Source organism: Eudoraea adriatica DSM 19308 (genome assembly GCF_000382125.1).
GTDB classification, from domain to species: Bacteria; Bacteroidota; Bacteroidia; order Flavobacteriales; family Flavobacteriaceae; genus Eudoraea; species Eudoraea adriatica.
Genome location: NZ_KB907554.1, coordinates 93366 through 105977, shown reverse-complemented (window position 1 = coordinate 105977; position 12612 = coordinate 93366). Strand labels below are relative to the sequence as shown.

At 41.1% G+C, this 12612-nt stretch carries 5 protein-coding genes; all 5 read right to left on the bottom strand.

What is annotated here, in order from left to right:
• Positions 1–701 (bottom strand): hypothetical protein (locus G504_RS18940; RefSeq protein ID WP_040444399.1); only part of this gene is annotated, 701 nt, incomplete at its 3' end.
• A gap of 526 nt (positions 702–1227) precedes the next feature.
• Positions 1228–5010 carry a beta strand repeat-containing protein gene (locus G504_RS0117055; protein WP_019671411.1) on the bottom strand — a complete coding sequence of 1261 codons (3783 nt, stop codon included), beginning with the start codon at positions 5008–5010 and terminating at the stop codon, positions 1228–1230.
• 230 nt (positions 5011–5240) lie between these two features.
• Positions 5241–7175 (bottom strand): OmpA family protein, encoded by a 1935-nt coding sequence (locus G504_RS0117050; protein ID WP_019671410.1) that lies wholly within the window; start codon positions 7173–7175, stop codon positions 5241–5243.
• Between the two features lie 11 nt (positions 7176–7186).
• A complete protein-coding gene (locus tag G504_RS0117045) occupies positions 7187–8152 on the bottom strand; it encodes a PorP/SprF family type IX secretion system membrane protein (RefSeq protein ID WP_019671409.1) in 966 nt (321 codons plus the stop codon).
• A 3-nt stretch (positions 8153–8155) separates the two neighbouring features.
• Positions 8156–12484 (bottom strand): T9SS C-terminal target domain-containing protein, encoded by a 4329-nt coding sequence (locus G504_RS0117040; protein WP_019671408.1) that lies wholly within the window; start codon positions 12482–12484, stop codon positions 8156–8158.
• Positions 12485–12612: the final 128 nt, after the last annotated feature.

Here is a 12612-nt window from a genome sequence, read left to right as displayed (position 1 = left end):
GTTCCTGCTGCATCCGTGAAATCATAGGTGCCGTCGCCATTATCCACCAAAGCCACCGTACCGGCAGCCGCGTTGATCTCATCGATCGCATCCTGTACATTCAGGGCTGCTAAGCCAGAAGTCGTATTGTCGTAATTTACTTCTGTTGCTGTTTGGTCATCGGTACCTACAAGTCCCGAAAGATCAACGGTTTGGGTATTACCACTCTCTAAAGTAATTGTAAGAATATTGCTTGCATCTAAGCTAAATGCAGTTATTGTCTGATCGTCTGTATTGTCTAAATAAGGAGCAAGGTTTACGGTACCACCATCTTCCAAAGTAAGGATATTACCTGCAAGGGTAAGTGCCTGGTCATCTGTGCCACTGTTGCTCAAAGCAGATAAATCTACTGAAACGGAATTACCATCTTCAATATCTAAAGTAAGAATACTGGTTGCCCCATTAAAACTAAAATTCTGCAGTTGCTGGTCATCCGTTGATGTCAATTCCCAGCTATTACCATCCCAGAAATATATGATTCCGGTGTTAGTATTTACATAAATATCTCCTGTATCTGCTCCTGAAGGACTAATTGCACCGGGCACAGTAACCGCAGTTCCGCTTAAGACCTCACAATTACACTGATCCTGCAGCGTAACCGTGGTTTGGGCAAAAGCAAATCCGGATATCAGAAATACTACTAATAAAAGTCTTAATTTCATGACTATATCTTTACCTATAAATTTTTCTTCAACTTTATAATTCTACTTGTGTAATACACCTTGTTTGGCTTCCTCCCATTATGTGATCTGGATCACATTTTTATAAGAGCGCAACCAACATTAAATTGACTATGGGAATATCTTTTTCCGAACAGAAAAGAAATTTGTTCAGGCCGGAGAAAATTTCTCCATGATGAGCTGAGAAACCAGGCCTGGTTATACTTCATTAAGTTGGTCAAGTTATTCATAATCCGGGGGTTGATTAAACCATTAATCAATTGTTTATTATTCAAATGGTTTAATTACACCTTACAAAATTAACTCTATGGCTGCGCCAGGAAAATAATTGTTGTGTAAGTGGCATTATTCAGAGTCAAGGGATAAATAATTGAGGTGTTCATCGAAAATTTGCCTTTTTTCTTGGAAAATTCGTTGGTCGATCATCCCAATAATGATAGGGTTTACCAAAATATTTTTGTAAGAAATACCTGTAATTTTAACAATTTATAGCCAACCTTTACTTAGGCTAATTTTGGTTAACTCTGTAAGTGATTCTGCGGTTGGTAATGACCGTTTGGACTTTAAGTATACTCATAGGGGAAAATTCAGAAGTACTGTTACTTAGGGTAGCAGTCGCCGTTATAAAATCACCTATGGAAACTATGGGTGGGATTGCCATACTAAAATGAAAACGATTGGTATTGTCCGTGTTTCCGTCAACATCCGTATACGCAGAGCTGCCTGTATCAAGATCAGCTCCACTTCCCTCAACGACGGTTCCCAGATATGACTGACCTTCACCATAGTCCGTACTGAAGCCTAATTCGTTCTCTCCTGCAGTGGCAGTTCCTTCATTGATATCGGTAAGAAATACCTCAATAGTGGCCCCCGGACGCGCCCAGCCTTTAATCACCAGGTCGGTACCCGACATATATGCTGCAGTTATAATTGGAAAATTCGACAGATTATTAGGACCGTTATCACTATCGCCATTATCGTTCAGGGTAACCCCATCTCCTGCGTTATCCGAACTGTCCAAATCAATCCCCAGGGCATCTGAGGTGGTTCCGTTGGCATAAATGGAATTTTGAGAAATTAGATTTCCACTGGTATTTCCTCCGGCCAGAACTATACCCGGGCCTCCATTAGAAAATATTAAATTATTTGTTATAGCAGAATTATCACCGTCGAGCAATATCCCTGCATTTTCAAGATTTCCACTACAGGTACCTCCATCCTGACCAGAACCGGTAATTGTATTTTCCAGTATCGATACATTTCCAGAAATCCCATCCCCGTCAATACCTAGTCCGGTTGCATTTTCAATTAAATTCTGTTGTATCACGATTCCTGTTCCACCTGCAATTGTAATATTATCATCACAAGGCCCATCGCCATTCGTGCTAAAATGATTATTCTGAATGGTGGTAGAAGTTCCTCCATCTACCAAAATTCCGGCATCCGTATTGCTGGAAAAATAATTTCCATCTATAACTGCAGCCCCGTTGGAAATTAATATACCATTGTCAGTATTGCCTGATCCTACGCCAGCAGCATTAACTCCAATAAGATTATTGGATATAGCGGCAGATCCGTCTAATACCTCTATACCTGCCACATTTCCTCCAAGGATTGCCATATTTCGGATTGAGACATTTGTACCCTGTGTTTGTGCTACTTCTCCATTTTGTTTGTTAATTTGTATTTCAGGCAGGTTATAACTTGGTAGCGGAATTGCCGAAGTTCCAACAGATGTGCCACCAGAACCAACGGCTCCCGTATTGGTATCTCCGGAGTAGGCCGTCTGTGTTCTCCCATCGATATTTGTGTTATTACCAGAAATCACGGATAACGGAGTACCATTAGTTAAGAAAATATCGAAATAACCACTCCCAAAATTAGGATCGGCTGCCCTGCCTAAAGGATCTGCGGAGGATGGGATCATAAATACGGAAGTATCTTCCCCGGCCACGGGATCAAATATGGCATTTGCTTCAATATCGAGTCCGGTTTCACCCAGATTATTGCTATTTACAATAAATTGTTCCAGGGACCCCTGTTCATCCGCATTAGTATTTACAATAGTATTAAAATTAAAGCCAAAGTCTAATCCAGCAACTCCCTCATTAGCAATAGTAACAGAAGCAATTGTTTGAGCACCTGCTAATGTACCTGCTGAAGGATCTGCAGCAGAAGGATTTGCTCCTCCCACCTCATTGGGTCTTTCCACGAGAGCACTGGCAATATATTCGGTTTTAAAGGTCTGGACCGGGATGCAACTGCCACAACCGCTACCTCCCGGCCTTGACGATCTAACATTTCCATTTACAACGCGTATGTTATACGTATCATTCACCATCCCGGCGAATACATATGTTCCTGAAGCATCTGTAGTTTGGGTGTCCACAAGGATACCAAGCGAGTCGTATAATTCGACTGTTACACCGGGTAACCCAACACCGGAAGCGGATGCATAGTTTCGTCCGGCACCACCTCCATAATTCACATCTTCAAACACACGTCCGGTTATTAAATTGGAAGGCACTTTTAGTACTACAGCGTTCATAATTACATAATCAATCCCTACATTGATCTGGGTAGTGGCGGATGTTTCGCCAGGTAAGATATACGAAGAAACGTCATATGTATCTAGATCAACGCCATAATTGCCAGTGTTATTTACAACCGGGGCCGTTGTATTGTCATATAGAGTGGAGTTAAATGGATTGTCTGTAGTAACGCCGTCATTATCTCCATCTCCAACGAGTTTGTTAGTCCCTGATAATGGAGCTGTGAATTGTAGTGATTCGCTGCCCGTACGGTTTTGATCACCTTCCCAGGAAAGAGCAGTAGTTTTCGCCCCTGTTGAGCCAATGGCATAAAATCCGCTTAATGAAAAAGTGGAAGAAGAATATTGATTGCCATCATATCCCTGATAGAGGTTGATCGTAGATGCCGGTAGACTTGGATGCGAATAAAAAACAATTAACGACCACCCTCCCAAAACGACGGTGGTACTGCAATATGAACCTGTATTATCTACGGACAATCCTGAAAAATCATAGACATTGGTGGATGGATCAGGAATTCCTGAAATTAGAGAGGTCACATCGCTGACTAATCCATAAAAGGTCAAACCAAATTCCGTTGTCGTATAAGCCATATCTGCATTAACCGTAGTACCCTCAAAAGTAACTTGAGAATCCAGGGTAGTACCGGAATGAGCCCAATACAAATAAGCTCCTTCAATAGTTGCCCCGGCGGGTATTGATGAAGTTAACGTATTTGAGGAAGAAGTGGTAATGGCACATGGATCGACAGAATCTGGTTGAGTTCTAAGTGTACCAGCCGTTGAAGTATAATCCATATATCCATCAAATTCACGAAAAAGGGCTAAGGGAGTATTCCCCAAAACCGCTTCATTATCATTTATAGACCCTGTACCCGTATCAGTGATATCAACTGAGACATCAGAAGTTCCTGTAAGTTGAATACTAAAGGTTTCAACGGATTCAAATATAGTATCATCGCTTATCGAAACCGTTATTTGTTCTGTATCTCCAACTGTTCCGTTAAAACTTAATATACCTCCAGTTATAGCCGTATAATCGCTTCCTGCGGTAGCTGTACCGTCAACAGTTTGAAAATTCACCGTAAAAGGCCCTCCGGCCGGAAGCCCCAAATGAGTGGCCGTAAAAGTCGCCGTTCCGGCATTCTCATTAACCGATATTTCATCAATGGAGATAAATGGCGTGGATATTGCCACAAACTGAACATTATCAATAAAAATTGTCTCTCCATTACCCCAACCATTATCAACACCCACAAATCTAATAGCCGATGCTGATGACATTTGATCAGTAGTTAATGAGTGTGATATAGAACCGCTTACAGAGGTATTAATCGTTGCAACCGTTTCGTAAGCGGAGGTGTTGTTATTCCAAAGCTGAACCTGCAAACCTTCATTGCCACGGCTGGTAGCATCATAATCTAAGGTAAGTGTCACTGCTGTACTTACAGACAAGTCCAGGGTCCTGGCTATGCTCCTTCCATCCAGATTATTAAATCGTAATTGATTGGAATTTATCTGTATCCTGCCTCCTGACGGATCTGTGCCTTCATTCGTCTCCACCCAATCCGCGGCAAAATTTGCCGATCCATTGTTGTTGGAATATGAGGTTGAATTGAAATTATCCAGGAAAATTCCCTGTCCATAAGATTGAACTGCCGAACCTAAAAAGGCCATAAAGACCAGGGCAAATAGCAATGGATTATACTTCATTTTATAATTGGGTATAGCTATAAGCATCAAAAATACCTTTGATAATCCTTTCAAATAAATATTTGTTGTATAAGTGCGAATTAGGTTAGTGAAAAGCCTGGTTATCGAAGTATAGCATACTTTTTTTGAGCCAATTCCGGAGATATTCAGCGTGCAGTTAAACGATAAAGCCCTGCTATTAATGATTTTTAAACCTTTAAAAAAATAAAGCAGTTACCAAAAGTAACTGCTTCAAAATCATACTTTGTCAAATGAATTTACTCCAAAATGATGAACTCCGACCTGCGATTTAACTGGTGCTTTTCTTCGGAGCATTTTACACCATCATCACATTCATTTATCAGGCGGGTTTCTCCATATCCCTCACCTTTAATACGATCTGCGTCAATACCCTGAGATATCATATAATTCACGGTAGACTCGGCCCTTTTTTGAGATAACCAAAGATTAAAGGAATCAGCCCCCCTGCTATCTGTATGAGAATTCGCTTTTATTTTAAGGCTGGGATATTTATCCATTGCCGCGATAACTTTCTGAATTTCTATTTCCGCATCGCGCCTGATATCGTATTTGCCAAAATCGAAATATATCGTGCTTAGCTGCAACAGTTTGAACAAATCATCCCCAAAACCGGCATCTACTATCTCTCGTTCCAAATAAAAGTCAATTATAATTGGTTTGCCATCCGATATTGGAAGATATTCCTCTGCCGGAATATACCCTTGTGTTTGTGCCCTGACAAAATTTCCCTGATTGCAATCGCAACTCAGGGTATAATTGCCATTATCATCTGTAATTGCAGACAAGACTTCTTCATTTTCTTCATTTATCACTTTAACAGTGGCTCCAACGAGTACGTCATTGGAAATTTTGTCTCTAACGGTGCCTGTTATAGGTTGCAGACATTCAAAGATTAAAGGTCTTGTTTCCAGGAAACCATAAATATCATCGGCTCCCATGCCATCGGCGCGATTAGATGCAAAATAACCTCTTTTGTTTTCCTCATTTATTATATAGGAAAAATCATCCCTGTTACTATTTACAGGCTCTCCCACATTTAATACAGGATTTGAAATATTCTCATTGTCGATTTTAGTTGCAAAAATATCCAACCCTCCGAGTCCCGGATGACCATCTGAAGAAAAATAAAGGATATTTTCACTACTGACAAACGGGAATGTTTCCCTTGCTTCCGTATTTACAGCAGCGCCTAAATTCATTGGTAAGCCAAACGTGCCATCCTCATTTATGGAAACCTTATAAATATCGGATGCGCCTTTTGAATCCGCCATATCTGCAGCAAAGAAAAGTGTTTTTTCGTCAGGGCTCAAGGCCGGGTGGGCAACTGAATAGCTATCACTGTTAAAGGGTAATTCTTCAATGGCAGACCATTCGCCATCCTTCCAGTTAATCCTGAAAACCTTTAATCGCACAACACCTTCTTCATCTTTTCTGGATTTACCATCAACAAAGTTATTTCGTGTAAAATAAATTGTTGTGCCATCCCTGGTGGCCACGGAAGTAGATTCATGCAGCCTGGAGTTAAGCATATTCATCTTTACCACCCGGTTGTTCGAACTGCTATCTGTATTTACCTTATAGATATCCAGAAAATCCTTGGAATTCCAGGTATGTCTGTATCTGGCAAGATTGCCCGTGTCCCGGTCTGATGAAAAAATCAAACCCTCTTTATAGAAGGCAGGTGCAAAATCTGAATATTTGGAATTGTACTCAAAAAGTTCAATATCATAACGGCCGGAATTTCTGGCAATTTCTTCCTTATAATCTTTTGCGGTTTTGATTATTTTTGATCGCAAATCATTTGAGCTCATATCCGCAAAGCGGGCCAGGATAGAATCCGAGTTTCTGTAGTCTCCAAGTGTTTTGAGCGTTTGCCCATACCTAAAATAGTATTCCGGACCTACTTCAGACCCATAAGTTTCAATAAGCTGCTTATAGACTTTTTCCGCCTCTTCGTAATTTGCATTAAAATAATATGAGTTTCCTAATTTTTCTAATAGTTCACTAGTCACATATCCTTTATCGATTACTTTTTTATAAATATCAATCGCCGGACTAAATGAATATTCGGCATACTTTTTATTCCCCTTGACTACGAGTCTTTCCTGAGCAAATGTCATGGCCAGCAGAAATACTGTCAGGATTGAAGTTAAGAGTACTTTTTTTGTCATTTAATTACATTTTAAAAGAATCGGGGTGAAACTAAACGTTGAAATGATTTTACCAATTCGAATCTAAGGAATACCTCAAAAGACCCATCATTAAATCGGGTACTTCCCAGTTCAGTAGTTTCCTTATCATATGCAAGGCCCAGCATTAACTGATCAGATAATTGAAATCCGATTAATGCGCTAAAGGCAGCATCCCAACGGTATGCCGCACCAAAAGAGAACTTCTCATTCAATAGAAAACTTGCAGAAAGATCTACCTGTAGGGGGGCTCCTCCTACAACTTTAGTCAGTAAGGCAGGTTTAAACTTTAGCTGACTGTTTAAATCAAGTACAACTCCGGTGATTAAATAAAAGTTTATTTTTTCTCTTGAAAGGAATTGCACACTATTGGCATCGCGTTGAGAATTGTCAAAATAATCTGAGGCTATCAACCTTGGTGCGGATATTCCGGCGTAAAATTTATTGGTATGATAATAAACTCCCAAACCAAAATTGGGGCTAAATTTATTTTCTATATTATCCCCTGCAATTGGTTCGTCATCAAAATTATTCAAACCTGCAAAATCCAGGTTTAACATACTACCGCCAAAGTTAAGACCAAAAGACAATTTTCCTTCGTAGGATACGTCAATAGTATATGACAAAACCCCATCCAGATAAGTTTCCTGGACTACGCCATCACCAATATTATCATTAATAATAGAAATTCCATAGCCTAATTTGCTATTCCTTATAGGTGAATGAAGGTTTAATGTAAATGTTTCCGGGGCTCCCTCAAGGCCTACCCACTGAGATCTATACAAACCCGCAATACTAAGCTGGCCTCTTGAACCGGCATAGGCAGGGTTAACGCTCATTGTATTATACATATATTGCGTAAACTGGGCATCTTGCTGTGCTAACAAGCCTCCTATTGCAGTAAAAATCAGTATTAGAGTAACAATGTAGTGCTTGTTAAATATCATATACTTTGCCATGTATTATTTGCTTATGTAGAGATAACCGCTGGCGGAAATATTTTCCTGGTCTTTTACGTATTCAAAGATATAGAAATATACCCCAGACGGCAGATAATCATCCGTACTAATCGTTGATCTGCCCCGCGACCTGCCATCAAAAACATTATTTTGATTATTATAGTTACTACCTTCATAAACAGCAACCCCCCATCTATTAAATATTTTCAGAGAATTATTTAATGCATTTTCCACTCCGTTAATAAATAAGAAATCATTTCTACCATCATTATTAGGTGTAACCAATTGATTGACTTCAATGGCTGTTGCTATTGTTTCTGATACTAACACAACAACAGTAGCTGTGTCGCAATTAGTCGGAACTTCATTCTCACATATAGTATATTCAATACTGTATGATCCTGTAGGCGTATCCGGAGCAACACTAATAGTACCATCCACATTAACTGTCAAAGGGCCTGTTGGTGTTGAGGTAATGGTTACATCGTCTGCATTAACCGAAAGTCCATTCAAAGTATCATTATCTAAAACATTGCTATCAGGTAGAATACCGCCGTCTTCTCCGTCTATAAAAACATCACTATAGTCATCATCCACCGCATCTATTGTAACCAGAATGACTTTGACTGTTACAGTAGCCGTATCACAATTTATTGCATTTGCAATCTCGCATATTGTATATTCTATCGTATATATACCCGGGTCAGTCCCAGGTGCCACACTAACGGTCCCATCAGGATTAATGGTCAGAGGGCCCGTAGGGGTCGATGTTAAGGTTACATCCGCCGGATCGAGCGCTTCTCCGTTTAATGTATCATTATCAAAAATGTTACCTCCTTCTACAATGCCTCCCGCAGTTCCATCTGCCAACAATTCACTAAAATCATCATCAACAGCATCTATAGGGTTCTCTGATACAAAGATGGTAACTGTGGCCGAAGCGCATACATCCGGATCCGGAACCGTATTACATACTTCATAAATTATCGTAACGCTTATATTGTTTTCTGATGATGATGGAGTATAGGATAATTCCCCTGTTTCAGGGTCAAACAAAACTACTCCGGTTGCATCTCCTCCTATTCTCGCAATAGATGTAATTCCCAGATTATTGGGATCATTATTAGGAAGGTAATCATCGTTCTCTAAAACATTGATCACTACCTCAGCCAGTGGTAAGGTGGTTCCAGAATCATCAACTGCTGTAGCCGTTAGAGGGTTAGGATCTGTTCCGTTCGGATTCCCATCATTATCACAATCCAGGAGATTCCATTCTTCCGAAGGATTCTCAGTCTGACTTGCCAGTAGAAGATCGCAAGGATCTAATGGATCTGTTGCATCAATAATTTCATCAACATTAGTTACACCATCACCGTCGCAATCCAGGGTTTCCCATTCATCAGAAGTCGCCACCGTTTGGTTAGCGAGCACAAAATCGCAGGAATCCAGAGGATCCGTTGCGTCAGATATTTCGTCACCATTGGTTACACCGTCTCCGTCGCAATCCAGATTGTTCCACTCATCACTCGTTGCAACCGTTTGGCTTGCGAGTATAAAATCACAGGAATCCAGAGGATCTGTACCGTCTGTAGCCTCATCTCCATTTGTTACGCCGTCACCATCGCAATCGGCCACTAAATAATCCCCGCCTGGTGCAAGGGTTACACTGTCTGCATTAAAGTCGCATGGATCTAACGGATCAGTTCCATCCGAAACTTCATCACTATTGGTAACTCCATCTCCATCACAATCCAGGTTGTTCCATTCATCGGTTGGCGTAACACTTTGGCTGGCCAGTAAAAATTCACAGGAGTCTAGTGGATTCGTTCCGTCTGAAACTTCATCCCCATTGGTAACCCCATCACCATCACAATCCAGGTTGTTCCAATCAATTGTTGGAGTAACTGTCTGACTTGCCAGTATAAGATCACAGGAATCTAATGGATCAGTTCCATCTGTAGCTTCATCCCCATTGGTTACGCCATCGCCATCACAATCTGCCGTTAAATAATCGCCCCCGGGAGTGAGTGTTACACTGTCCGCATTAAAGTCGCAAGGATCCAATGGATCTGTTGCATCCGAAACTTCATCACTATTGCTTACACCATCTCCATCGCAATCCAGGTTGTTCCACTCCTCACTCGGTGTAACAGTTTGACTTGCCAGTATAAAATCGCAGGAGTCCGCCGGATCGGTTTCATCTGCAAGTTCATCCTCATCAGTAACTCCATCTCCATCTGTATCCGGATCGCAGGTTGTAGTTTCCGAATCTAAATAATCTGGTGTTCCATCACCCGTGCAATCATCGTTGGTAGGATCCCCATCCCCATTGGCATCCTCATCGGGAGTGTCGAAACCATCCCCATCATCATCGAAGTCCCGGTAATTTACATCTTCAGTACCGTCTGTATCCGGCAAATCAGTTGCGGGATCTGTAATTTCATTATTTACAACAAAACCGTCATTAATATCACTGCCCTCATATCCATCATCCAAACCATCCCCATCGGTATCTGCACCTGTAAAGGCCTGATCCGGAATTCCATCAAAGTTAAAGTCGTTCCCCTCATTATTATCAGGAACCAAATCATTGTCTGTGTCTGTGTCTAAATAATCGAATTCATCTGTTCCATCCGTATTTTGTGGTGTAAGGCCACCTAAGTAAGCTGAGTTCACCCCATCATTGGAAACATAGGTTGCCTCATCATCTTCATTTGGCAAAATATAGCCACTTGTGGTCTGTGCTTCTATATTGTCGGGCAAACCATCATTATCCGAGTCAATATCGAGATGATTCGGGAAACCATCATTATCACTATCCAATGGATTGGTTAAAGGATCGTCATCATTATCGAGGTTAGGGTCTTCTTCTGTGTCCAGAAGACCGTCATTATCATCATCAAGATCTGTACTGTCTTTTACACCATCCCCATCTGTATCCGGATCGCAGGTTGTAGTCCCCGAATCTAAATAATCAGGCGTTCCATCACCGGTGCAATCGTCGTTGGTAGGATCGCCATCCCCATTTGTATCCTCATCGGGAGTATCGAAACCATCCCCATCGTCATCCAGATCGCGGTAGTTTACATCATCCTTACCATCAATATCGGGGAGGTCGGTGGCAGGATCTGTAATTTCGTCATTTACAATATATCCATCATTTACATCACTACCTTCGTAACCATCGTCCAAACCATCGCCATCGGTATCTATACCGGTAAAGGTCTGATCCGGAATCCCGTCAAAGTCAAAGTCGTTCCCCTCGTTATTATCAGGTACTAAATCATTATCTGTGTCGGCATCCAAATAATCTGGTTCATCGGTACCATCAGTATTCTCAGGAGTAATGCCCTGATCCCCGGATCCTTCATAAGAATTATCCAGGCCGTCTTTATCATCATCCATCCCTGAAGGCAGAATATAGCCGCTTGTGGTTTGTGCCTCTATATTATCCGGGAGACCATCATTATCTGAATCTATATCCCTGAAGTCGGGATTTGGGTCGTTATCGGAATTAATCGGATGTAGTCCTTCTCCTGCCCCCGGACTGCTCTCATAATGATCATCAAGTCCATTGCCATCAGAATCCGTTCCGCATGGTGGTTGAAAATCTGCAGCAGTTTGTGCTTCCATATTATCAAGGATACCATCATTATCTGAATCTATATCGCGATAGTCTGGCTGTAAATCACCATCCGTATTTACAGGAGTAAGTCCTCCACAGCTACCAGGTGTTTCCTCATAATGATCATCCAGGCCATTGCCGTCAGAATCCATGCCACAAGGAGGTTGAAAATCTGCAGTAGTCTGCGCTTCCACATTATCCAGAATACCATCGTTATCACTATCAATATCCAGATAATCAGGATAGTTATCCAAGTCTGAATCTATAGGTACCAATCCTCCGCAACTTCCCGGCGTTTCTTCATAATTATCATCCAGTCCATTGCCATCAGAATCAATCCCGCCGGGGGCAATATAGTCATCCGTGGATTGTGCTTCTACATTGTCAATAATTCCGTCATTATCCGAATCCACATCGAGGTGATTCGGAACCCCGTCATTATCAGTGTCTGTCGGATTTGTTAATGGATTATCATCCCCGTCCGTGTTTTTGTCTTCAATTGCATCTATAATACCATCATTGTCGTCATCAATATCGGTAAGGTCCTCTACGCCATCATTATCCGTATCTATATAGCTTGCTGTAAGTGCAAACTCTGCAGGAACTGTAATAAATGAAGAAGATAGCGTAAAAACCAGAATGGCAGTTATCAAGGTAATGCCAAAAGCCGCTTTACCTTGTATTTTGTTTGGGGTGATGTTATCCATAAATGATAGTTTTCAATTAAACATATCACCATGGCTTTGTAGGAAAAAAATTATGCAAGAGATAGGGCTTCTCTAAAATATCATTGCAAGATATAGTTAATATACGTAGCATCAAATGCATTTGAAAA

What these genes read in the sequence shown, in the direction of transcription:
- G504_RS0117050 (WP_019671410.1), bottom strand. Translation starts at nt 7,175, where the DNA reads ATGACAAAAAAAGTACTCTTAACTTCAATCCTGACAGTATTTCTGCTG.
- G504_RS0117040 (WP_019671408.1), bottom strand. Translation starts at nt 12,484, where the DNA reads ATGGATAACATCACCCCAAACAAAATACAAGGTAAAGCGGCTTTTGGC.
- G504_RS0117045 (WP_019671409.1), bottom strand. Translation starts at nt 8,152, where the DNA reads ATGGCAAAGTATATGATATTTAACAAGCACTACATTGTTACTCTAATA.
- G504_RS0117055 (WP_019671411.1), bottom strand. Translation starts at nt 5,010, where the DNA reads ATGCTTATAGCTATACCCAATTATAAAATGAAGTATAATCCATTGCTA.